Origin of the sequence: Shewanella atlantica, assembly GCF_003966265.1 — a bacterium.
Taxonomy (GTDB): domain Bacteria; phylum Pseudomonadota; class Gammaproteobacteria; order Enterobacterales; family Shewanellaceae; genus Shewanella; species Shewanella atlantica.
Genome location: NZ_RXNV01000017.1, coordinates 15924 through 40282, shown reverse-complemented (window position 1 = coordinate 40282; position 24359 = coordinate 15924). Strand labels below are relative to the sequence as shown.

Sequence of the window (24359 nt, the reverse complement as noted above, 5' to 3'; positions counted from 1 at the left end):
TATCGACTGTAATAAAGCCAGTTAATAAGCATCAGCCCGGACGCCCATCGACTCTGGGGCGACACAGAATAGCCGCGTAATTCCAGACAAACATTCCGAAAGCCACCGACCAGAAAGACCCGGCTAACCATAACCACAGCTGAGACTGTTCAGGAAAAAACAGTGGTACCACAGCCCTGAACATTGCCGCGATTGGCAGACAGATAAAGGCTATCGCCATCTTAGGCCCCTCATAGATATTACGGCTGGTATGCCCGAGTGACACGCGAGAGATCATAGATAAGCAGATCCCGGCCAGCGTGCCTATGGCAAACAGATGCAACAGATGACGGTAGGCATTGAGGTCGTTTACATTCCAGGCCAACGCAAACAAGGTGATCGGCAAACAGATATAGGCCGAGTGCAGAGACCACAACATCGGCTCTTTCAGAGTCTTATGGGGAAACCAGCGTAACCAACGAACGAGGTGAAGTGACCCGGCGGTAATTAACAGTGCCTGCTCAAGTGCCGAAGGCATCAACTTGGTGATCGCCTGAACCACCAGCAGCGCCATCACTACAATGACTGAGCGCTCGATAAGTGTGATAGGCGTAGGTTTAGTCTGCTTTATCTTAATCGCGGTAAAGAAGGGGATCACACGTCCGCCAACTATGGTAATTAGTAGTCCCAACCACCATAGCATGGCCTGCCAGATATGATTGCTCAGGGTAAAATTTCGCTCACTGAGTGCGTAATAGCTGAGAAGGTTAATTCCTAGTGCAATAGCCAGCATGATAGGAAAGCCGATATTGTGCCACTGCTTAACTTTATAGATGCAGCGCCACAGCTTAATAGCGGTGAAACCCAGGAACAGAGAATCAAACAACGCCGGCAGCCACAAGGGGATCTCAAAAGGTGAAAGCAATAACAAGCGGGCGGACAACCAACAACCGAAGGTGACGGCCAGCGGCCAGCCCTTCATGCCGGGCTGATTGGTCCAGGTCTGTACCGAGGTCAGCAGGAAGCCGCATACGATAGCAAGCGCGAAGCCGAACAGCATCTCATGGGGATGCCACCATAACGGCACGACTTTAACCCAAAATTCACTCTGAAACAGGCTATATTGCGGCAGAAACCAGGTCACCAGCCATAAGGGAATATAGAGCATAGCAATGGAGGCGCCACCGAGAAAGAAGGGGCGAAAACCTAACCGCCATATTGCAGGCGTCTTCTCTGTCGCTGCGGGATCATCGATATTTAACATGCTGGCAGACTCCTGCTCTCAATCGTATGTAAATGGGTGATAAAGGACACTGCACGGACAAAACAAGCATTTTAAATGTCACTTTATAATTTGGCCTTAGTTTATCGGTGAACTATCCCCATAACAATTGATAAGCTACGGGAATATAAATTCTGTGAACTGAACATTAAAAATAACCTATCCGGCTGATTTTACATACCTCTTTGTAGGCAAATTATACAAAAAAGGCGCCACACAGGCGCCATATCTAACTCTTCATTTCACAGCCTTCCATCGAGCCGGGCTTAATACCAAGTGGTATCACTAACCTAAAATAAGGCCAGACCCATCGATGAATAATCAGCTCTATTCTTCAAAGTTCACCTTTACCTTTTTAACATCATGCTGCATCTCAACAGGCTTAGGCACATGAATGGATAACACACCTTTCGCGTATTTGGCTGTGACCAGGTCGACTTCTACATTGAAACCCAACGGGATCTGTCGGTGGAATGTACCAAATGAGCGCTCTCTCAGGTGATAGCCTTTCTCATCACTCTCCTGCTCATATTTCTTCTCGCCACGGATACTCAAATAGGTACCCTGGATATCGACTTCAATATCTTTCTCATTCATATCCGGCAATTCAGCCTTTATTTCAAAGTATTCGCCGTACTCTTTAACATCAATGGCTGGAATAACATGGTGCTTGTCCAGCCTCGAATTAGGCCAACTCGATAACCACTCTCTGGAAAAATCATTGAAGATATTATCCATAGCCGATCTGGGATCGTCCCGGTGAAAAATAGATGGGAAAAATGATTTCATAACAACCTCCTTCTGTTAGTTCAACTATCAATTCAAAATCTACAATTCAACTTCTAAATTCAACTTCTAGTTAAACATCGTCCTGAGTTAAAACAATTTAAATTCACCACAAGAATTCGATCGCTTACGCTCTCGAAACTCTCGGATAAAGTTTAGCTCAGCTACACGGAGGCATAGCAAAATAACAAAAAATGATGCAGAAAAAACCAGCAGTAGAAAATGTGCCGGTAGGCTAATACCTATTATAAGAAAGTGATCTACCCGGAGCTTTTTTGGCAAAAAATTTAAGGCCGATGGATGAGGGAGTAACCTCTTTTAAAGTCTTTCAACGCAGCGGCAGGCAACCAAGAACACTCCAGAGAAGTGAGTTAGCGCCTCTTCCTTTCATATGCCTGACTGATAACGTCAACTTCGGCATAGATAGACTCAATGGTTTTAGCTAACTGATAGATAAGCCAGCTATATCCCGTAAGTGCAAATTCCTGTTGCTCATCCCTGTCCAGTGATGCCAATAACTCTTGATGAAGTTCTATCGCCATCTTGTCGGGCAGTGCCGGGAAATCTGCTTGTCGACCGGAGAGAAACTCTGAGAGTTCTAACAAGCTGCTCTGCAGTATCGATGCAATCTGGTTAACCTTTGCATAGGAGGCACTATCTTCATCGGTCCAGCGAGTCTGAAGCAGCAACTCCATCAGAGTGATCACCCTGACTTGCTTATTCACCAGGTGAGTCAATACTGACTTATATTGCCTTAATGTCTTACTCTCCCACTCCAGAGAGAAGAAGAGTTTCTTCTGGGTCAATACCGCCTTCATTGCAGACTCGAGCTCCGGCCTGGCATCGAATGGCTCTGTCATCGAAGCCGTAAAATGCTTATCCAATATAGCCGCTAATATGTTCGTCGACTGAGCCAGCTGGCTGCGCCAGTCCTGCTTGGCCTTTATCGGAAATACAAACAGAGAAACCAGCACGGCAATGAAACAGCCGAGCAGAATATTTGCCGTACGCCATAGCGCCTCAGATGTATCGTGATTGGCATCGCCTATCACGATAATCATGGTAAATCCCGCCACCAAATAGGCATAGCTGTATCGCCCGGCAGAGATAAAACACGTCAAGCTGACACCAAGGATCAGCAAGCCCATGAGTAACCAGTAATTCTGAAAACTGACCACCAGCATAACGCCATAGGCTGAGCCGATGCATGTCCCCACCGCTCTTTGCATCGACTTTTCGACCGCGCCACCAACCTGAGGCAAGCTCATCATGATGATCACTATGGTCACCATGCTCCAGACGAAATGAGGTTGAGCCCAGAAAGCATTGATAATGACTGCAATAAGTAGAGCCAATCCCAGTTTCAAGGCATGAATAACCCGAAAATGACGGTAGATATAACTGGCAAAGGGTGTTGCAGGAGAAAAAACTGACATAGCAGGGGCAACCACACAAACTGACTTCAATATGTAATTATTGCAGATATTTTAAGCAGCATGACCACCAGACTATGAAATAGTGTAAAACTGAGAGCTTCTGTCCTGATAGCCGGAACAGACTTGCACCTATGTCACATAATCCAACGCAATTCAGCTAGTGCTTCAACTCTTTAAAGCGGTTTAGTAAATTCAATTTCACACCCAACTGGATCAGACTTTACTCCTGCGACTCGAACTCAGCCAGCCAGGTTTTAAGCAGTCCGTTGAGCAGAGGTTTCTCAGCTTCACCTAGTGATAGCATAAGTCCTTGCTGAATCTTCACATGCTCGACTATCAGTTCATCGATAAGTGCCAGCCCCTGGTCGGTTAATGCCACCGACACGCTGCGCCTATCCTCCTGGCTGTGTACTCTGACAGTCAAGCCTTTACTCTCGAGGCGATCCAGACGATTGGTCATGGCCCCGGAAGTCAGCATCATGGTGGCGATTAGCTCAGATGGCGTTAAGCAATGATCCCCACCCGCCCTTCCCAACGTTGCCAGCACATCGAATTCGCCCATTGTCAGGCCGTGACGCTTATGGCATGCCGCAATTTGTGTTTCAAGATGCTTACCAATACGCATCAGCCTGCCTATCAGCTGCATCGGCAGAGTATCAAGCTCAGGTTTCTCTCTACCCCATTGAGCGACGACTCTGTCTATTCCGTCTATCTCGCCTGTTCCATCCATTCAATCAACACCTATTAGCTTCAATCACTGCTTTAGTTTTTTAACGTCACGATTATAACTTAACACAAAGAATCTTTACGTAAAGGCACTTTACAAAGTCAAAGCTTGAGCGCACAATTATATCTTAACGTAAAGATACTTAATTATTGCTCCGCATTTGAGACTCTAGCATGAATATTTTACTCGCCATGATCCCCGCTTTTTTCTGGGGAACCACCTATGCGGTGACTCAATATACCCTCCCCGATTGGCCACCACTGTTGCTCGGCGCATTGAGAGCCCTGCCAGCAGGACTCCTGCTGCTGGCCATTAAGCCGAGCATGCCTAAGCAATCAGAGTGGGGAGTACTCTTTCGGCTCGGACTCATCAATATCGCGGCATTTTTCAGCCTAATCTTTGTGATGGCATTAACTCTGCCATCCGCTATCTCGGGTGTGGGAATGATCTCGGTGCCCGTCTTCGCCATGCTCTATCACTGGGTAGTCAATAAGCGCCGCCCTAATGGGGTACAAGCTTTCTTTGGCTTGGTATTGGTCGCTTTGGCCTGGCTGCTGTTCGATCCGAGCTCTATCAGTTTGAGCCCCGTTGGGCTAATGGCTTTGCTCGCCGCCATTTTATGTATTGTCGTCGGCAGCTCTATTACCAAGTCTCTGGCCGATCGGATCCACTGGTGGAGTATTTTGACCTGGCAACTGATCATAGGAGGTATTCTGCTGACCATTGCGGCCACTGTTCATGCCCTCTTTTCACCGGGTGCATATATCGAAGCCGTACAAGGCTTTAGTTCGGCCAATGGCGCAGGTCTGTTGTGGATAACCCTGCTCAATACGGCATTGGGTTACATCATGTATGTTTGGCTACTGCAGAGAATGACGGTGGTCGACTTTACCTTCGGGGGCATAGCTAATCCGATTGCAGGCATCGTCTCTGGTATGGTGTTACTCAATGAGTCCTTCAGCCCCCATCAATATCTGCTTATGGCTGGCATGATCTTGACCTCACTGTTGCCCCAGATAGTTCAGTTGGTCAAAAATCGAAAGTCTCACCCCGTCGCCGTTAAAACCTCCTGAGGTATTAATACAACGACTCTACAGCTTCCCCATTCCTATGGGGGAGTTGAAATTCTCACGACTTCCAAGCAGATAGCCTCTCAACCTAACTCTTTCTGACCTTCCCTTACGTATAAGCGAGCTCCAAATTGCGATCCTTACCTTACTCTGTTCTTGCTTAGAGACAGTGAAGCAAGCATTGATATTCTGAAACCCTGAGTTCCAATCTTACTAACTGTCAGCATTAGTTAAATACGGTATACTCCGCCTTTGTTTTTAAAAAGTTAAACAAGATGCTTGGTTTTTTAGAGAAATGAAGCAGACTCGTGTCATAGGCACACAGAACATTCGTACAGTTACTCAGATGTTGGATACCATAATGACGATATACCGCAGCTGCATCATGCTAGCTTTTTTGGCCATCACCAGCCTAACGGTGCACGCCGAGGATTCCCTGGTTGAAAACAGGTTGAAAGATGAACTCTTAACTGCAGAGCTTCCCTTCGTTCTCACGCCCCATAAGGTGAACTATATTCTGTTTGCCACCTATAACGACAACCCGAATATCGCCCCCTTTCTCCCGGAGGCTGAGCAGCAAGACATAGAGCCTGTAATCGATAACGTCGAAGCTAAGTTTCAGATAAGTTTTAAGTTTCCCTTGATGTACAACGTCTTCGGTGACAACGGACACCTGTTTGTGGCCTACACCAACCAGTCTTACTGGCAGGTCTATAACAAAGATATCTCCTCACCTTTTCGTGAAACCAACCATGAACCCGAGATATTCATGTTGTTCAATAACGATTGGGAGATCGCCGGCATGACCAACTCATTCTGGGGCATCGGCGCCGTGCATCAGTCTAATGGCCAAACTCCAAGTCGTTCCCGCAGCTGGAACCGCATCTATGGCACCATGGTGTTCGATGGCGGTCCCTTCGCTCTCGCAGGCAAAGTGTGGTGGCGTATTCCCGAAGATGAGAAGGAGTCGGCAGACGACCCCCGCGGTGACGATAATCCGGATATAGAAGACTATATGGGTAACTTCGAACTTTCCGGCGTCTATGGTCTGGACGAACACAGATTTACCATGATGCTGCGCAACAACCTGTCATCGCCTAACTACGGCGCGATAGAGCTGACATGGAGCTATCCGATAATCGGAAACTTGAGGCTCTATACCCAATACTTCAATGGTTACGGTGAGAGCCTTATCGATTACAACGCCCATACCCAACGCATCGGCATAGGTGTATCGATTAACGACATTCTCTAGCTCATTCTGTTAGTAATAAGAACTAAGGCATCACTATTTCGGTGATGCCTCGGCTGTTCATCTATGCTTAACACGAACGATTAAATCGGTTAGATTTCGATACAGATGAGTATCACTCTGTCACTGTAACCTTCTCAACAACTATTGGCTCTCGTGGCACATCGTCATGATCCGCTACACTAGTGGTTTTGGCTTTCTCTATCTTTCTGATGACATCCATCCCGGCAGTAACCTTACCAAACACGGCATAGCCCCAGCCCGCATTGGTGGTCGAGGTATGATCCAGGAAGCTGTTATCGGCTAAGTTAATAAAAAATTGCCCGGTAGCAGAGTGCGGCGCATCGGTGCGCGCCATAGCGATAGAGCCGATGACATTCTTCAAGCCTCTGTTGGCTTCGTTTACGATAGCTGCGCGAGTCGGCTTCTCATCCATATCGGCAGTCAGTCCGCCGCCTTGCACCATAAAACCCTTGATCACACGATGAAATATCGTGCCTTCATAGAAACCTTCCTGACAGTATCTCAGGAAGTTTTTCGCACTGACCGGGGCGTGCTCAACATCGAGTTCTATAGTGATATCGCCTAAATTGGTTGTAAAAATAATCATATTCGCTGCCGTGTTTCGTTATTGGTTTGAGCTTATGGTATAGGCTCATTTTTGGAAAAAGAGATGACACTAGACTTTAGCGGCTTTCAGGCTTTATCACCACCCCAATGCGGGTTCGCTATCGACACACAACTAGCCACCCGGAATCCATTTTTCCAACACTAAGGTATCATTCAGTTGTAATAAACCTGATACGCAGAAGACGACAGATTGATGCAGCTTCGTGATTAAGGTAACGTTAATACGATAAACCTTGAGGACCATCAATATTTTATAGGGGGCTGATGTGGTAATTTTTGCTCTCTTTCTAGCATAGAGAAGATTTAATGAAATCAATCCGGCCCTTAGGAGGCAGAGTCTCCTCGCAGTTAATTCAGTTTCTTCTATTCTTAGGTGTTCTGTTTTCCCCGTCGGTATTTGCCAGCTCATCGGGAAGTTCGGGGCAGATATTAGACCTGACCACCACGGCAGCGGGTTATCTCGCCATATTTATTTTCGTACTCTCTTATCTGCTGGTCATGGGAGAAGAGGTGCTTCACCTGCGTAAATCTAAGCCGGTACTGGTCGCGGCGGGGCTTATCTGGGGCATTATCGGATTTATCTATGTACAAAATGGCATGTCAGAGCTATCAGAGGCCGCTTTTAAACATAACCTGCTGGACTATGCAGAGCTGTTTCTCTTCCTGTTGGTAGCAATGACCTATATCAATGCCATGGAAGAACGCCAACTGTTTGATGCTCTGAGAGCCTGGATGATCGGGCGCGGCTTCAGCCTGAGAACGGTATTTTGGCTGACGGGTTTTATGTCGTTTTTTATCTCCCCCATCGCCGATAACCTGACCACGGCTCTGCTTATGTGCGCTGTGGTGATGAAGGTTGGCGGTATCAACCATAAGTTTATCTCCCTGGCCTGTATCAATATTGTCATCGCTGCCAACGCCGGAGGCGCGTTTAGCCCCTTCGGCGATATCACCACCCTGATGGTGTGGCAGAAAGGGGTCGTTCAATTTACACAGTTTATAGACCTGTTTATCCCATCACTGGTGAACTACATTGTTCCTGCGACCATAATGAGCCTGTTCATTGTCAATCGCACTCAGAAGGTACAAGAGGAAGAGGTGATCATGAAGCGCGGGGCTAAACGGATCGTAGTCCTGTTTTTACTCACCATAGCAACCGCAGTGTGCACTCATACCTTCCTGGGGCTGCCTCCGGTGCTGGGCATGATGACAGGGCTTGGTTTCCTGCAATTTTTCGGTTTTTTCCTGCGTATGACCTTCGATAAGTCGGTGGCAAGAAAACGAAAGCTGGCCGAGAGAGCTCAAGATGAGAAACGTCTTACCTATCTGGGACATGTGGTGCCTTTCGATGTGTTCACCCGCATCGCCAGAGCCGAATGGGACACCCTGCTCTTCTTCTACGGCGTGGTATTGTGCGTCGGTGGTTTAGGCTTTATGGGTTATCTGAGTTTGGTATCCGAGGCCATGTATACCCATTGGGATGTCACCTACGCTAACATCGCCATCGGTGTACTGTCGGCCATAGTCGACAACATTCCTGTGATGTTTGCCGTATTGACCATGAACCCGGACATGGGATTAGGCCAATGGTTGCTGGTCACCTTAACTGCCGGGGTTGGGGGTAGCTTACTCTCGATAGGCAGCGCGGCTGGTGTAGCCCTGATGGGACAGGCCAGGGGGATCTATACCTTCGCGGCGCATCTTAAGTGGACCCCGGTCATCGCACTGGGGTATGTCGCGAGTATTATGGTGCACCTCTGGCTCAATGCATCCCTGTTTTAATTAAGCTTCAACACTAGCTATCTAACCGGATTCAAAAACCATCACTCTCAATCCCGCAAGTATCACTACTTGCGGGATTTCAGATGCAATCTGTGTCGAGATACCGATATGAGAGAAGGCTCTTGGATAAGGGGTGTTCGCCTGGATGACGATAGCATTGACATAGAAACCTCGAATATAAATGGCTGGAAAAGTCGCTTCTCTGGATGGCATAAGAGTACGCCACTACATTACACATTTTAAATTATCAATACCTCTCACTATCATAATTTACTGTTATGAATTAATGTTGTCGGCTAAAGCTATCAAAAGATGAGACTGCTATGCTCAACCCTATCTGGCTCAATACCTTCAAAACCTTGGTTGACCTCGGCCACTTCACACGCACGGCTGAGAAACTTCATATGACGCAGCCTGGTGTCAGCCAACAGATTCAGAAGCTGGAAAATGCCTGCGGCCATTCTCTCATCAAGCGGGAGAAGAAGAGTTTTGAACTCAGCGAGCAGGGAAGAGTTGTGTATGAATATGCGCTGAAGGTCGCCGAAGGGGAAGCCAACCTGATTGAGACTCTCGGCTTCGACAACCCCTATGCCGGACAATGTAAGCTCTCTTGCTCGGGCTCTCTGGCCCTGCAGCTGTACCCGCCTCTACTTTCACTGCAGCAACAACATCCACAATTGAGTGTTCAACTTGAAGCCGCACCCAACCAGAAAATTTTGCACGATCTGCAATCCGGAAACATCGACTTAGGCATAGTGACCCACATTCCTGCGACTGGTCTCTACCAAAGCGCAATCATAGGTGAGGAGACCCTATGTTTAGTGCTGCCACAAGGGTATGAAAACAGAGATGTCACCCCGGAGCAACTCATCGAATGTGGCTTAATCGATCACCCGGATGCGAAACATTACCTGTCGCTTTATTTCGAACAATGCGGAGATAAAGCATTAGCCGAGATGAGCCCGGATGACCTGCCTAAGTCCGGCTACATTAATCAGGTTAATCAAATACTGCTACCCGTTGCAAAGGGACTCGGCTTCACCGTGCTGCCCGAAAGTGCGGTCAAAAACTTCCCGCAACGAGACGAGCTCTATATTGCTCAAATGGCCAAACAGGTGAAAGAGACCCTGTATCTGGTACAGAAACGTAATCGACAATTACCAGCCCGTTACCAAACTGTGAGCCGATTATTGGGCGGTATTATCTAACCCTGCCAGTATCCTGCTCCACAAGTACCTAGCCCCACCAAAGTGTGCCGACTCGAAGGTACGTTACTTCGAGTCAGTAATTTTATCTTTAAAGCGATTGCTATTAACGATGTACATCGACCACCGCATCGGCGGATTCGCTTTGATAGCGTTCAAACACCTCATCAAGCGATTCAACGGTCTCGGAAAACCCCTTACCCGCAAGAAAGTCTGAGTTATAGAGCTTGGAAGAGGATCGTTCTGCCAGATCGCAGCTAAAGGTCACTATGGTATTACCCGCCCCCATCTTGGCCGCAGCGTACAGTGCACCCGCAACGTTAAGCGCCGAACTACTGCCTAACACAATGCCATCGTTCTCCCTGAGCCGCCGCGCAATGGCAATCAGATCCCTGTCCGGTAATGTGATAGCCTTATCCACCTTTGCCTGACGGAAGTTTTCGACGCTGCGCATGATACCTATCCCTTCGGTGAAGGAGTTCCCACTGGAGACGTACTGACCGGTCTTAAGATAGGAGTAGATCCCCGAGCCGTCAGGATCCACCAACCATGTTTTCAACCCATGATGCTTTTCAGACAGATAGCGTGAGTTTCCGGCTATGGTACCTCCTGTACCGGCCACCGAGACAATTGCATCTATTTTGCCCTGAGTCTGCTGCCAGATCTCCGGTCCGGTATGTTCATAATGCGCCTTGGTGTTACTGGTATTTTCAAACTGATCGGCCCACCAGTAGCGCTCATCCCCCTCAGCAATTCGTTTCGCGGTGTGATAGAAATGGTTCGGGTCTGCGAAGGGACAGGCGTCCACCAGCATTAACTCAGCATCATATAAGCTTATCATCTGCTCTTTTTCGCGGGCCTGCCCCCTGGGCATGACCACCAGCATCTTAAAACCGAGCGCCTTAGCCACCAGTGCCAACCCGATACCGGTATTGCCCGCTGTCCCTTCGACTATGGTCATACCCGGTTTAAGCTTGCCGCTGAAAATCGCGTCCTGAACCATCTGCAAAGCAGCGCGATCTTTAATCGAGCCGCCCGGATTTTGTTGTTCGCATTTCAATAATATTTCACAGCCAGTCAGATCTGAAATGCTGTTGATACGCAGCAGATCTGTGTTTCCGATAAGCTGGGTGACATTTTCTAGAACAGGCGAGAGTGCGGAAGCCCCCCCTACAGGACGCTCTTGGGATTGCTCTTGAGAATGCACTTGAGAATGTGGAGAAGATTTCATAGCCTGATGAATCCTTTGCCGACAACAACTTAAATACTAGGCAGAGATGCCGTTAAAGCAAGTGGTTCTGTATCACACCAGCAGATCCCGACAGTCCGCAGGACGCTGACTAGGGGCCCACACTCCCACTGAAATGACTTTTCTCTTATATTTTCATGATATTAACTGAAACCAGGCAGGATTAACCACCACCGTTATGATATTGTTGACGGCCTCTTTCGTAAGTTAAATTATTAAGTTATACCAATCGATAATAATGTTAGTATTTAGCTGAAAAACTTAAATAAATGAGTCGATTTTACAAGGACGGTAAATGCAGTACGACAAGCAGAAATTCAAAGCCATGCAGCTTCCAAACCCTATGCTGCTCCATTGGATGATTAATCCTGCCATGGCCGTGAATGAACTCCTGCTGGGTCAACGGCTCCCTAAAGTCACGCTAATCGACCAAGATTCAGATAAACCATTAGTCGAGCGGCAAATCGTCCCTTGCCCACACTGTAACGCGATGAATGACGGTATGTTATGGTCAAAAGGCAACTCATTTGGCCACTGGTTTGGCTATGTCTGCCCCGAGTGTGAAGGTAAGATCCCCTGCCTTTGGAATTTCACCAGCTTACTCATTCTGGCCATCACCTCCCCCATCTGGTATTGGTTCAGGAGTTCGGCCGAGCGAAAATGGCTGGCAAAAGAATATCGGCGCGTAACAGCCATGAAGAGCAAAGCCGAATTTTCAGGCGCCACCACAAAGCCGATCTCTTACGCCAGGATGGGACTGTTCTTCGGTTTTTTCATGTTCCTTCTCACTCTGGTCATTCAAGCCGTTCAAGCAGGTTTAACGGTTGAAAACACCTTGAAAGCACTCGCATTCAATACCCTTGGAGGCATACTTTTTGGAGTGGGCATGAAGTTGTTCCTGAATCAGAAAAACAAGAGAAAGCTTTAGCAAAAAGTAATAGGAAAATTTAAAGGAAGGGATATGTCCAAATCGATAGCGACCGTCTTATTTAGCTTAGCGCTTGGTCTAGTCGCAGATCACCTGAATGGAGTCTATCAATTCAGTCAACTCTACGGCACTGCCGTATCAGGCTTAGCTTTCTTAACCCTATATTGCATATGTGGCACCTTCTGTTCCAGCCTGGTTTACAAGATTAGCTTAGGTCAGGCTGCTGACCGTTTTTTTGGTCCATGCAAGACAGATACATGGGAATTCTTGGCCAATGCGCCCATGATAATCATGTCCATCGCCTACAGTTCTAAATCTATCGACAGCTTTCTATGGGTAGCCTTAAGCATCGCCATCGGTGACCTCTACTTTTTCAAATACAGAACACAAAACCAAACACCACAAATGCCCAACTAAAAACAAACAAAAACCAAGCCAAAGACCCACAAAAACAAAACATAAAGTGATATTTATTAAAGGGTTTATCTAAATTGGCACCGCAAATCGATGCAAGTGTAAATACTTTAAGAAACATCAGACTTAAGCGATCTATCTTTGATAGATTGCTCGTCTTCAACTCTATGGGGAGATGTGATGAAACTTAAAATATTTACTGCATTAGCGGCCTTGAGCCTGACTCAATGTACAAGCTTAAATCTGGAACAATGTAAACATTCCGACTGGTACTCCTTGGGCATGACCGACGGTAACAGCGGTTCGGCATCTTCTACACTGAATGGATACATAGAAGACTGCAGTGAATTTGGTCTGAGGGTGAATAGCGAGCAATGGATAGCGGGCTATCGGGCGGGGCTTGAGAACTACTGCCAGCCGGAAAATGGTTACAAGCTAGGCTTGCAGGGTTCTTACTACAACGGGGTCTGTTCAAATAACGAATTCCTCAAGCGGTACAACGAAGGTCATCGGCAGTTTGAGATCAAAAATAAGATATCTAAAATTCAATCCCGGCTCAAAGATATCGAGCGAGAACTTACAGAGGTCAATAAGAAGATCAATGCCAAGCAAGATGTGGCGAGCAATAAAGAAGATAAAAAAAGCCTTAAGAACGAAAGGCATGATTTGGAAAAAGAGTTGATGCTGCTACGCATAGGCGCAGCCGATATCCTCCCCATCCAGCTCCTTTTTTAGGCTCATGCTATCGAATTAAGCCATAACTAAAACCAAAGTTAAAACCAAAGATAAAACCAGAGATAACGGGGCCGAATATTGTGAAGAGATTAACCATCGACTCAGTCCCGTTTTTCCCCTCCTTTCACCTTTCGCAATAAAAAATACAACCTAGCCCTTTATTACATATCACCCACCCAGCAGATCCCGCAGTTGTTGCTCGGCAATCTCGGCAGCACTCTTCTCCTTGTCCTCAGACTTAGGTGAAGGCTTGGGCGTATCGCCAAACAGTTCGGCAAACTCGGCCTGAGCCTGCTCGCTGGCACTATTAGCGTTTGTATTAGTATTCGTGCCGGAGCCAGCTCCATTCACGGATGGTTTAAAGTAATCACAAAAATTGGCCCGTTCATGATCCGATATCCACTCGGCCCGCTCCTCCTTGCAGTCGCCTCTGCCAGAATCATTGAAGAAGACACACATCTTGCACACGTGTTGATCCGCGCCGCAAGCCCCACACTCCTCGCGCCTGGACATAGGCAAAATCACCTCCTCCAGCGCCTTACCGCAATGCCAGCATCTGAATTGATCACTCATTCTTATCACCTGTTGAGAGTAGCAGACCCAAAAATCATAGCCGATATCACCCCATAAAATCGACATCTTATTCTCAACTCTCCACAAGGGCTATCCACACACCCTACCCTACCCGACCTCGAATTGGGATGTGTGGTAGAATCACCGCCTGTTTAACTTCAAAATCATACAAGGTAATGCAGTGAATCCAATTCTTGCGATCTTAAAAGAACACAATATCAGTGACACACAGATTAAAGATCTGTTCCAGACTCTGACCGAAAATCCCTTGATGGCTATGGGCACAATCGGCCAGTTAGGCATTCCTCCGGAGAAGCTACAACAGCTGATGGGGTTGGTGATGCAAAACCCAGCCTTGATAAAGGAAGCGGTCGTTGAGCTAGGCTTAGATTTTTCTAAAGTCGAAGCCGCCAAGGCTCAGTTACAGCAATAAGCCTCCTCATATTCAGATGAGCAGATATAGATCCGCTGAATCAGGGGCCAAACAGGCCCCAAGTTCAACTTAGCCTATCAACTCCCCCCACTAATCAAGCTCCCAGCTTCTCGTGACATCTGCTAATTACACAGGTCCAAAACACTGCCGGTCTGAGCTATAAGGGGTAAACAGTTTTATCATAAAGGCGTATGATAAAAACAACTTAAAGCAACAATTGGACTGACTATGGGACAAACAGCAATAGTACTGGGCGCAACCGGCGTAGTAGGCCGTGAGCTTGTTGAACAGCTATGTCTTGCACCTCTAATAGATGAGGTAATCGCCATAACCCGCAGACCAATTGAGATAGATAGTAATAAAAATGGTTCGAACAAGATAACCAACCACGTGGTTAACTTCGAACGCTTGGAAGAGTACGCCAACGCCTTTAAGGCCGATATTCTCTGTTCCTGCTTAGGCACTACATTGAAGCTCGCCGGCTCCATCGAAAACCAACGCCTTGTCGATGTCGACTATCAATACCGCGGCGCAAAGCTTGCCTTAAACAATGGTGTCAGCCACTACCTGCTGGTCTCATCGAGTGGTGCCAACCCTAAGAGCAATAGTGCCTACCTGAAGATGAAAGGTGAGCTTGAAACCCAAGTTAAAGCCCTTAACTTCCCCAACACCAGCATCATTCATCCCTCACTGCTATTAGGCGAGCGACAAGACTTTCGCCTCGGCGAAAAAATCGCAAGTGCCCTGCTACCACTGCTGTGCAAGCTCCCGGGCCTCACAAAATATCGCCCCATCACAGGCAAACAAGTCGCCAGCAAGATGTGCCGAATCGCAATTCAAACCACTGCCGTGGAAAGCACTCAAGTTAATAGCGCATCACCGGACAGCAAGCTCCAATACTACCGACTCGATGAACTGTTTGATTAATATCAAAAAACATTAAGTTAACTCCCCCCATTTGTTACTGTTTTGTGACGAGCACATTGATACAGGCTATAATGTGCTCAAAAAATCAACGCTGACAACTTTAGTGCGCTTGATTGCAAGATTGATGACTGCTTGGAGTGATTAAAATCATTTAAGCTTTATCAACGTTTTAGGCAACTGCTCTAAAGCGGCATCTCTACATTTCTATTTTTTCACATCTCCACAGTTTCACTGTTTTAAATTTTCAATGGATTGTTTTTCGAGACATTTTTGGTGACAGCCAAAATAAAAAAGGAAGAGAAAATGAAAATTACCATAATTGGAGCTGGCAATGCTGGTTCTGCTTGTGCGTTTATGGCTGCAGAGGCGGGACATAAAGTAAAAATATTGAAGACCTCAAACCGTATTGCTCATGATGACCATTTTGAAGCTATGGTCAAAAACAGAGGAATATACTGTATCGACAACACAAAAAAAGGACACTTTACAGATAGCGGTGATGATGCAGAGAAAACCTTTCAGCCTTTAGAATCGATTACCCGAGACCCTAAAGAAGCGATAGAGGGGGCTGATGTAATCATGATTTTTATCCAAACGACATACCATCCGGCTTTAGCCAAAAGAATCGCAAAATATTTTGAGGATGACCAATTAGTAATCTCAATTCCGGGGTATGCAGGCAGTATTTTCTATAATAAATTTTGCGATAATAATCCAATATTTGCCGAGGGGGAATCAACCCCTAATGACGCAAGAGTCGTTGAACCAGGCACAGTAAAAGTCTTGTTTAAAAATACCAGAAATTCACTCTCATTTTTCCCCGCTACCAGAGCGGCTGAAGGGATGACCATTGCGTCTCGCTTGTTCCCTGCCTACAACATTGAAATGGATAGCGTTCGAAAACATATATTCGAATCCGCACTGCATAACCCCAATATCATTGTTCACACAGTGGGTCAGTATGTGATGTATCCCATGCTCGAGTACTGTGCAAAACATCATCCCGATGAAGTTCCCTATATGTACAGGGATGCACTTTCAACTGAAATGGCATGGCTGATGATAGAAAAGTTGGACGCTGAGAAAATGGCGGTATTAAGTGCGCTGGGGTGTAAACCCATCCCCTACCTGGAAGCATGCTTATTCAGAAATGAAAAAGACCTTAATCGCGACCCCAAAGAAGTATTTGAAAGCTATAAAATCTCGTCGCCCCCTGGTCCTTATAGTTTCGATAATAGATACGTCACTGAGGATGTGCCTATGGGGCTGGTTTTATTATCCTCACTGGGTGAAAAGTTAGGCATTAACATGCCTGAGTGTAATCGTTTGATCGAGATGTGTGGCGGCATTTTAGAAAGAGATTTTTACGAAGAGGGCAGAACGTTAGCCTCTTTAGGTCTAGACGAGCTAACCAGAGAAGAGTTATTGCACTTTGTTGAGGTAGAAAAAGTCGACAACGACCGCTTTGGCAGTTCCAGCATCAGCACAGAGCATTAGCACTTAGCGTAAGAACAGAGCTTAAAATATGAGGGGCAGTTTATTCTGCCCCCAGAGGTTAGATTCCGCGACACATAGATGAATGATGTTATCCCCATGAATAAGCTAGGGATATTATCTAGTAAACATTGAGACTGGTTGACTTGAAGGCTCGGCCATATACACTAAGACTCTTGGAGCTTTATTGTATATAGGATGTATTATGGTAAGTGAGTTAACCGCTCAGAAGCGATTTACGATTAGGTTCACGGTTGTTGGTATCTTCATTTTAGCCACCTTTTTAACTGCTGCCATCGCTATTGGTTTGCAGTTCTATTTTAGTAAAAGCCTTACCACCGAATCTGCACTTAAATACTACGGTCAAGCGGCGGACAACACCAGCAACTACCTTACTCAGATTGATACCCAAGCCAAGAATGCCACTAAGCTATTAGCCAGTTTCGATAACCTGGTTGTCGAGGAAAGCTTTAATAACGAATCAATAAAGACCTTCGCAGAAGTTATGCGTTCAACCCCGCTGTTTTATGCCATCTATGTTGGTCTTGAGAACGGGGATTTCTATGAGCTTATTAATCTCGACGCCCATCCCATTATTCGCGCACAACTTCAGGCTTCACATCAAGACCGTTGGGTTTCCATCACGATTAGTGGAGAAGGTGAGCAAAGAAAGCAGTTATATCAATATTTAAATAAAGATTTTAATGTCCGAACAGCCAGATCGCAGCCCAGCGAATATGACGCAAGCCAAAGACCCTGGTTCGTCGATGCGAGCGAACAAACGGTAAGTAAAAGTGAACCCTATCTATTTCAGCACCTACAGGCTCCGGGGCAGACATATTCAATAAAATTACCCGAAACCGGCGCAGTTTTAGCGGTTGATATCGCACTATCAACATTAAATGAACACTTGATTGCTCAAGGCGCAGACCAGTCTCTCAGCGAAGTCTATCTATATAAGACCAGTGGCGAGTTAATTGCCTCTAATCGTGAGACACAACCACAGATTACGATCCCGAGCGGACTCCCACTGCCATTAACACCTGCTCAGCGTAAGTTAATCGATAGTACCTCAGAACTCATCATATCTAACGAGACAGATTGGGTCCCCATTGATTTTGCCATCTCCGGGCAACCTCAGGGGTACAGCATCGACGTTATGAATATCGTGGCCGAAATGACAGGATTAGAGTTTACCTTTGTGAATGGTTTTACCTGGAATGAACTGGTCGATAGGTATCACAGAGAAGATATCGACATATTACACTCGGTCATGCGAACCGCTAGTAATAAAGCATTAGGAACCTTCACCGATCCCTTTCTGGATCTGAATTATGCTGTAGTCACACGCCCTGATGTGAAAACAATAACTGACTTAGCGCAGTTAAAAGGGAAACGGTTAGCTATTCCTACAGGTTGGTCGGTCATTCCGGTTGTTAAGCAAGAGTTTCCCGATATAGAGGTGGTCGAGTTGGCCTCGACACAGGCGATCTTGCAGGCCGTTGAAAATGGTGATGTCTATGGGGCGTTAGATAATAGCATCATCTTGCACCATACCGCGCAAAGCTATTTTATTGATGGTCTGAAGTACCATGAAACGGTCGGATTTGGCTCATCCGAGGTCCCCACAGGATTACATATGGTGGTGCAGGAGAAAAATAAGCCATTAGTCAGCATTATTAACCAAGCGATTGCAAATATCACTCCAGAGCAAAGAGCCGCCCTTGAGAAAAAATGGCTTGCTAAAGGGGAACAGCAAACCTTTACCACTCAAGGAACTGTACCTTATGAGCTTCTGGTGGATATGGCTGGCGATTCCAAGGTTCAGAACCAGCTGATCCGAACCGAGCTAAACGGGTTTGATCAGTTTATCTATGTCACCTCGTTTGGCAGTAGTAATAATGAATTGATGCAAGATAAGTTTGCGATAATCGTTCCTGCAGAAGTGTTATTGGCATCGAGCAACAGTAAAGTACAAAAATCTATACTGATCACTATCGGCTGTCTGCTACTGATTTTACCGGTATCTTGGGTGTTTGCCTCACCGATTATTAATCCAATTAAGGCTCTGGGAATCGAGAACGAAAAGCTCAAAAATCGCCGCTATAAAGAGGTGGTAAAAGTTGATACCTACATTGAGGAGATTGATGATTTAGCTAACTCTTTGGTTGAGATGTCCTCGGCTATTGAGCAGTATGAAGAGGAGCAGAAGCAGTTAATGGAGGCGTTTATTCGCCTGATAGCACAAGCGATCGATGATAAATCTCCCTATACCGCGGGGCATTGTAACCGAGTCCCCGAACTCGGCCTTATGCTGGTCGAAGCCATTTCTAAATCTGATCTGCCGCCATTTAAAGATTTTGCTCTAAAAACAGAAGATGAACAGCGCGAGTTCAGAATAGCAGCTTGGTTACACGATTGCGGCAAGATCACCACGCCAGAGCATATTGTTGATAAAGGAAGTAAATTAGAAGCTATCTATAACCGTATTCATGAGATCCGAATGCGCTTTGAAGTGTTATGGCGTGACGCGGAGATTGAACAGCTAAAGCAGTCGGCGCAAGCCCCTGAAAATGCAGAACAGCTTAAAGCCGAGTTAGAGAAGAAACAGCAACAGCTAACCGAAGACTTTGCATTTATCGCCAATGCCAACGTAGGGGGTGAGTTCATGAGCCAAGATCATGTCGACCGCTTACATCAATTAGCAGAAAAGACCTGGTTACGTTACTTCGATGATCGACTCGGTTTATCGCCGGTTGAGGAGCTTAACCTGCCAGAAGAAACAGTCCAACTGCCGGTAGTTGAGCCGTTGCTGTGCAATAAACCGCACCATATAATCAGACGAGATTTTCCTGTGCAGTTTGATGAGAAGTTCGGCATCAAGATGGATATTCCTGAGCATAGATACAACCTGGGCGAGTTACATAACCTGGCTATATCTCGTGGAACCCTGACGACTGAGGATAGATTTAAGATTAATGAGCACATCACCAGCACCATCAAAATGCTGGAGAACTTGCCATTCCCGCCAGAGTTGGCAAAGGTTCCCCGTTATGCTTCTACCCACCATGAAACCTTAAAGGGGAGCGGTTATCCACGTAAGTTATCGGCAGAAGATCTCTCTATTCCTGAACGCATCCTGGTGGTTGCGGATATCTTTGAGGCGTTAACAGCGGCAGACAGGCCCTATAAGAAGGCGAAACCAGTCAGCGTCGCCGTAGATATATTGCACAAGATGGCATTAGACCAACACTTAGATATCGAGATATTTAAGCTATTCTTGTCCAGTGGCATCTACCTTGAGTATGCCCACAAATTCCTCGACCCTAAACAGATAGATATAGTCGATGTATCTAAGTATCTTCAACCACCAACCCAGAAGTTAGCGAGCTAATTTCTGGATCTTAGCAATTGGAATATATGGTTCTGAGCTTCGCGGCTAAAGCCGCTCCTACATAAGAAACGACCCCGGCACTAAAATGGACGGTGATGGCGACGGTATTTCCAGCGAAAGGCAAGACTGCAGGCGTTAATGACCAAAAGGGTCTGGGGGCTGCCCCCGCTTACTTTATCGAACATCAGAGACAAACTTAGCCCTTAAGTAGGTGACTTGAGGTTGATACTTAGGCCATATTTTGCGCCAAATATGCGGGTGAAATCTCTGTTAATCTAGGTGGGATCAATATCCGGCGGCAAGTTCCTAGCTATTATATGGCCATCAAGGCGCGAGTGAACGCCAGAAGATTAATTTCGTCAACACTAGGCCGAAGTAAGTCACATCAGGTCAAATAGGCTGACTTTTTACCAATTAGGAGTATCAAAATGAACAAAGCTAGCCTTTGGCTCCTCGCCATGACTTGCAGTCTGTCAGCCTCGCTGTATGTTGCGGATTCGCAGGCTAATACCGAGGGAGAAGCGACGGGACCGACGCCGCTGGTGTTTAACAAAAACCGAGCGTGGAATCCCAAAATTGTAATCTGGCAGGACAGTTACTGGCAGTGCGCTAAGTACAGTGACGACGGCACCTGTGACAGCGTCGAAGCAGCCAGAGACCCCAAGGAAAGCACCTTCGGTGATATTGACTTGCTAGTTATCAATGATGGATATGTGTGTGAAGTTTTCTTTGAGAATGATTTCCGCCAGACCTTGAGCTTAGCCGACTTCGACCGCTACGCCGGTATCATGACAGAGCGCAAGTTATGGAATGAAACAGATATTCAGGCGGTACGCCTCGGTGAGCCCCTTGTCGGCATGAGCATGTGCGGGGTGCAGTCTTTAATGGGAACGGATGCAAGCGACGGCTACGCCAGCGAAAATGAAGACGGCACTATGGACTCATGGGCCGAGTACCAAACCAATGGCACCCAAATAGCGTTCTATTTTACCGACCGCATACTCAGCAGTTTTGATATTAAAGACTGGTATATCGACAAGGATGGCAGAGTTGTCGATAAGGCTGATTTTGACAAACAGCAACAAGTCGCAAAGCCTGAGTCACGTTCTTCCAGTCAACAGGAGGCTCCGACAGTTCAGGATCCGATTATTACGGGCCAGAATACTGTTTCACCTGAGACTCCGTCAGATGACGACGAAGACTGGTTAGCCGAATTTGATGATATTCTTGGCAGTGATAACGAGCCAATGTCGGCCGAAGAAAAGGCTACGTTGGATGCTTATCTAACCACCATAATGGCTAAGGATAAACTCAGGCGTGAGCAACAACTGAAATTCGGCGATGTTAGTGTCAGAGAATATAACTCCAATTGCATGAGCGCCCATCGCAATCATTTTCGCAGTTTGAACTTCTATCCCAAGGGGGCTCGCTTTTCCATGGGCGAAACTGAGTTTAAGCAAGCTTCGCAGTTTATGCAGAGTCAGAAATTGTGGAACAGCATAGATGCAGACGCTATCTTACAAGGAAAGTCGTCTAGGGGAATGACGGCTTGTGGTGTACGGGTGTTAATGGGAGATCTTTGTGACGGCACGGGGTTTGACCGCAGAGGATCTGACTTCGGCACTATCCAGTGTGATATTGCCGAGGGTAAAACCCTTGAGTATCATTTTACCCGGGGGATCTTGCAAGAAGTGTGGCGCAAATAATATGGCCGCCCAGAAGTAACAATAATCAAATCAATTAAAGACGCCTGCGAAAGACAGCATTACAGACATTAACGACCAAAAAGGGTCAGATAAACATAAGTCTGCCCCTGTTGCTCATTACTCAAACTAGTTGTTTATCTACTCAGGTAAGGGTAAAAACAGCTCTTTCGCAATATGATGAACCATCCCTTGAACCTGTTGCTTCAATTTCTCCCCTACTAAATTGTGATTACCTGTATGAAAGGGGGGCTCAGGATCATACTCCAGCAGCAACTCCATGGTCTTGCCGTGCTGTTCTCCCGTGATTTCAGCTATCAATGTTAAGGCAAAATCCAAGCCTGCGGTGATCCCTCCACCACTGATCCGATTACGGTCTTTAACGATACGCTGATTGACATAACTGACCTCCTTATAACGCTTGAGGGACTCAACATAAGCCCAGTGCACCGTTGATTTGTAGCCATCTAACAAGCCTGTTTCAGCTAAGATCAGTGCTCCTGTACAAACAGATGTCACGTATTTAGCCTGTTCCCCTGCTGCGCTTAAAAAGCTGATGACCTGCTCATCTTCTATCTGCGCAATCGGATTAGCACCACCCGGAACAATTAGCACATCGAGTGGTGGACAGTCAGAAAAACCATAGTTCGGCAACAGAGCCACATTGGCATCGCAGGGTAATGGCTCTGCGGATTTTGCAAAGGTGAAAGTGTTGAACAACCGACTAACGGCCAACACCTGCAATGGCCCGTATGCATCTAACATGGTCATGCCGGGAAAAAGAAAAATACCGATATTGAGCTTTTCAGGATCTAAACCTATGGCGGTGGGAGAGATTTGTTCTGTCGATTCTATCATTACACTTGCTCCTAAAGGCTGGCACAGGAAGCCGCTATCAAACAGGTTTGAACAAAACTGCGACGACTCACTGATAAGTTCATGGAATATTCCAATACTGAGTGTTGATGACCCTATATTGGTGGCTCGCGTTATGGTTAGACAGGAACAAAATTACAGATAAGTGCCAGATGGAACGATTTGCCCTAAAGGTTCCGTTTGGTCAATTTGCCCCTCCCCATAGGTTGCCTAAGCAGTATGACCCCCTATACTGAGGACTTCCTGATACTATTATAATTTCATCGATATCTGAGCCTACCTATGTCTGAGTCCGCTAAAATCAACCGCAGCCGCAGCCGAATACAGCAGGCCTTGGCTGGGCTGCTAAAAGATAAAGACTATTGCGATATAACAGTGGCGGAGTTGATTAAAAAAGCTGATGTGGGGAAAACCACCTTTTACCGCCACTATGAGCGTAAGCTGGATGTTTTTCTGGCAATGCACCATTCACTCTTCGACACGCTTTTAGAGGATTTAACCGTTCGAGAGGATTGGCTCAGCCTAACTCCCCGTCCGTCGGTTATCGCTATGCTGAGCAGAATTAGCGCACAGAGTAGCTTCCGTCGTTCTGTCGCTTATAAGCTGGGCAATGATGCACCGCAGGCGCATCGCCAACTAAGGTGCAATTTAACGACACTCATCGAACAACGACTGACTTCGGCATTTGATACCGATGTATTCATCATACCGCTACCCAGTTTGGCCAGCACTCTGGCTGCCATATACCTGGATTTCATCACCCAGCTCTTTAATGATTCTTTAACCTCTTCAGTAGAAGAGAAAGCCACCTCTTTACAGCGTTTAACTCAAGCCAATCTAAGAGCGGCTATCGAAGATTAAAGAAACCATCAACGCAACCAGATGCTCATTTGCCGAAGCCAAGTACGACTTAAATGAATACTCCCCCCCAGAAACGGCCCCGGCACTAAAATGGACGGTGATGGCGACGGTATTTCCAGCGAAAGACAAGACTGCAGGCGTTAATGAGAAAAGTTCTAACTAAAGGGCTCGGCCCCCTTTGTCTTGTTAACTAGATACCATGGGGCTCACAGCGCATATTATGCTAAAATCCCTCTATCAGCTTTATGAATGTGCAACAGATCTCATTTGTTTGACTGAGCGTAGTAAAACCTACCGTGATTAACTAATGAGGATACGAGATATGAGCAAGTTAAATGCCGAAGAGCGTAAAGCCCGCGATAACGAACGTTTTTCACAACGAGTGGATGAGCGCAGGGTAAAGGGTGAAGATGTCGTTGCCTACGCACTTGCCAATAAGAAAGCCTTTAAGTTTCTGACTAAAGCTGAGAAGCACAGCCTTAAAGAGAGACAAGCAGCGCTTCAGGAAGAGGCAAACCTTAAAGCGAAAGAACAGCTTAAGCTTAAAGAAGAGCAAGAGTTAGAAAAGATTCAAGCGGCATTTACCGAGCAGTAAAACACGATAAACAGCCATAGTTTATTAT

At 46.5% G+C, this 24359-nt stretch carries 23 protein-coding genes; 14 read left to right on the top strand and 9 right to left on the bottom strand.

Annotated features, from left to right (window positions below; genetic code table 11):
• Positions 1-31: 31 nt before the first annotated feature.
• The 4 genes from EKG39_RS20755 to EKG39_RS20740 form a co-directional block, all read right to left on the bottom strand.
• On the bottom strand, positions 32-1243 hold the full coding sequence (locus EKG39_RS20755; RefSeq protein WP_126507912.1) for an NnrS family protein: 1212 nt from the start codon (positions 1241-1243) through the stop codon (positions 32-34).
• A 345-nt stretch (positions 1244-1588) separates the two neighbouring features.
• Positions 1589-2050, bottom strand: a complete 462-nt coding sequence (locus EKG39_RS20750) for an Hsp20/alpha crystallin family protein (protein ID WP_126507911.1) — start codon at positions 2048-2050, stop codon at positions 1589-1591.
• 368 nt (positions 2051-2418) lie between these two features.
• On the bottom strand, positions 2419-3483 hold the full coding sequence (locus EKG39_RS20745) for an FUSC family protein (protein ID WP_126507910.1): 1065 nt from the start codon (positions 3481-3483) through the stop codon (positions 2419-2421).
• Positions 3484-3703: 220 nt separating this feature from the next.
• Positions 3704-4213, bottom strand: a complete 510-nt coding sequence (locus EKG39_RS20740; RefSeq protein ID WP_246028582.1) for a MarR family winged helix-turn-helix transcriptional regulator — start codon at positions 4211-4213, stop codon at positions 3704-3706.
• A 170-nt stretch (positions 4214-4383) separates the two neighbouring features.
• Between EKG39_RS20740 and EKG39_RS20735 the strand changes: the two genes are divergently transcribed.
• On the top strand, positions 4384-5283 hold the full coding sequence (locus EKG39_RS20735) for a DMT family transporter (protein ID WP_126507909.1): 900 nt from the start codon (positions 4384-4386) through the stop codon (positions 5281-5283).
• Between the two features lie 382 nt (positions 5284-5665).
• A complete protein-coding gene (locus EKG39_RS20730; RefSeq protein WP_126507945.1) occupies positions 5666-6535 on the top strand; it encodes a phospholipase A in 870 nt (289 codons plus the stop codon).
• A 112-nt stretch (positions 6536-6647) separates the two neighbouring features.
• Here EKG39_RS20730 and EKG39_RS20725 read toward each other — a convergent pair whose 3' ends face one another.
• Entirely contained in the window at positions 6648-7142 is a 495-nt protein-coding gene (locus tag EKG39_RS20725) for a peptidylprolyl isomerase (protein WP_126507908.1), read from the bottom strand.
• Between the two features lie 326 nt (positions 7143-7468).
• Between EKG39_RS20725 and nhaD the strand changes: the two genes are divergently transcribed.
• On the top strand, positions 7469-8944 hold the full coding sequence (gene nhaD, locus EKG39_RS20720) for a sodium:proton antiporter NhaD (protein ID WP_246028581.1): 1476 nt from the start codon (positions 7469-7471) through the stop codon (positions 8942-8944).
• A 21-nt stretch (positions 8945-8965) separates the two neighbouring features.
• On the opposite strand, the gene EKG39_RS20715 is transcribed toward nhaD, so the two are convergent.
• Positions 8966-9157, bottom strand: a complete 192-nt coding sequence (locus tag EKG39_RS20715) for a hypothetical protein (protein ID WP_126507907.1) — start codon at positions 9155-9157, stop codon at positions 8966-8968.
• Positions 9158-9267: 110 nt separating this feature from the next.
• Here EKG39_RS20715 and EKG39_RS20710 point away from each other — a divergent pair, with 110 nt between their 5' ends.
• The gene (locus EKG39_RS20710; protein ID WP_126507906.1) at positions 9268-10152 is read left to right on the top strand and encodes a LysR family transcriptional regulator; all 885 of its coding nucleotides are present in this window, start codon (positions 9268-9270) and stop codon (positions 10150-10152) included.
• 103 nt (positions 10153-10255) lie between these two features.
• Here EKG39_RS20710 and EKG39_RS20705 read toward each other — a convergent pair whose 3' ends face one another.
• Complete coding sequence (locus tag EKG39_RS20705) at positions 10256-11380, bottom strand: cysteine synthase A (protein ID WP_185817675.1); 1125 nt, start codon at positions 11378-11380, stop codon at positions 10256-10258.
• Between the two features lie 313 nt (positions 11381-11693).
• Here EKG39_RS20705 and EKG39_RS20700 point away from each other — a divergent pair, with 313 nt between their 5' ends.
• From EKG39_RS20700 to EKG39_RS20690, 3 genes are all read left to right on the top strand, one after another.
• Positions 11694-12326 (top strand): hypothetical protein, encoded by a 633-nt coding sequence (locus tag EKG39_RS20700; protein ID WP_126507905.1) that lies wholly within the window; start codon positions 11694-11696, stop codon positions 12324-12326.
• A gap of 33 nt (positions 12327-12359) precedes the next feature.
• Entirely contained in the window at positions 12360-12743 is a 384-nt protein-coding gene (locus EKG39_RS20695) for a hypothetical protein (RefSeq protein WP_126507904.1), read from the top strand.
• 177 nt (positions 12744-12920) lie between these two features.
• Entirely contained in the window at positions 12921-13475 is a 555-nt protein-coding gene (locus EKG39_RS20690; protein ID WP_126507903.1) for a DUF2799 domain-containing protein, read from the top strand.
• 168 nt (positions 13476-13643) lie between these two features.
• On the opposite strand, the gene EKG39_RS20685 is transcribed toward EKG39_RS20690, so the two are convergent.
• Positions 13644-14114: a hypothetical protein gene (locus EKG39_RS20685; protein WP_246028580.1), complete on the bottom strand. Its 471-nt coding sequence runs from the start codon at positions 14112-14114 to the stop codon at positions 13644-13646.
• Between the two features lie 115 nt (positions 14115-14229).
• On the opposite strand from EKG39_RS20685, the gene EKG39_RS20680 reads away from it, so the two are divergent.
• The 5 genes from EKG39_RS20680 (at position 14230) to EKG39_RS20660 (ending at position 22002) form a co-directional block, all read left to right on the top strand.
• Positions 14230-14481: a DUF2999 family protein gene (locus EKG39_RS20680; RefSeq protein WP_126507902.1), complete on the top strand. Its 252-nt coding sequence runs from the start codon at positions 14230-14232 to the stop codon at positions 14479-14481.
• Positions 14482-14709: 228 nt separating this feature from the next.
• Positions 14710-15408: an NAD(P)H-binding protein gene (locus EKG39_RS20675; protein WP_126507901.1), complete on the top strand. Its 699-nt coding sequence runs from the start codon at positions 14710-14712 to the stop codon at positions 15406-15408.
• Positions 15409-15681: 273 nt separating this feature from the next.
• Positions 15682-16905, top strand: coding sequence for an NAD/NADP-dependent octopine/nopaline dehydrogenase family protein (locus EKG39_RS20670; RefSeq protein ID WP_246028579.1), 1224 nt, complete (start codon positions 15682-15684; stop codon positions 16903-16905).
• A 202-nt stretch (positions 16906-17107) separates the two neighbouring features.
• Positions 17108-20296 (top strand): HD domain-containing phosphohydrolase, encoded by a 3189-nt coding sequence (locus EKG39_RS20665; RefSeq protein ID WP_126507900.1) that lies wholly within the window; start codon positions 17108-17110, stop codon positions 20294-20296.
• A 428-nt stretch (positions 20297-20724) separates the two neighbouring features.
• Complete coding sequence (locus tag EKG39_RS20660; RefSeq protein WP_126507899.1) at positions 20725-22002, top strand: hypothetical protein; 1278 nt, start codon at positions 20725-20727, stop codon at positions 22000-22002.
• 138 nt (positions 22003-22140) lie between these two features.
• Here EKG39_RS20660 and EKG39_RS20655 read toward each other — a convergent pair whose 3' ends face one another.
• Positions 22141-22857, bottom strand: a complete 717-nt coding sequence (locus tag EKG39_RS20655) for a DJ-1/PfpI family protein (protein WP_126507898.1) — start codon at positions 22855-22857, stop codon at positions 22141-22143.
• 300 nt (positions 22858-23157) lie between these two features.
• Here EKG39_RS20655 and EKG39_RS20650 point away from each other — a divergent pair, with 300 nt between their 5' ends.
• Both EKG39_RS20650 and EKG39_RS20645 read left to right on the top strand, forming a co-directional pair.
• Complete coding sequence (locus EKG39_RS20650) at positions 23158-23736, top strand: TetR/AcrR family transcriptional regulator (protein WP_126507897.1); 579 nt, start codon at positions 23158-23160, stop codon at positions 23734-23736.
• Positions 23737-24058: 322 nt separating this feature from the next.
• The gene (locus tag EKG39_RS20645; protein WP_126507896.1) at positions 24059-24331 is read left to right on the top strand and encodes a DNA polymerase III subunit epsilon; all 273 of its coding nucleotides are present in this window, start codon (positions 24059-24061) and stop codon (positions 24329-24331) included.
• Positions 24332-24359 lie beyond the last annotated feature (28 nt).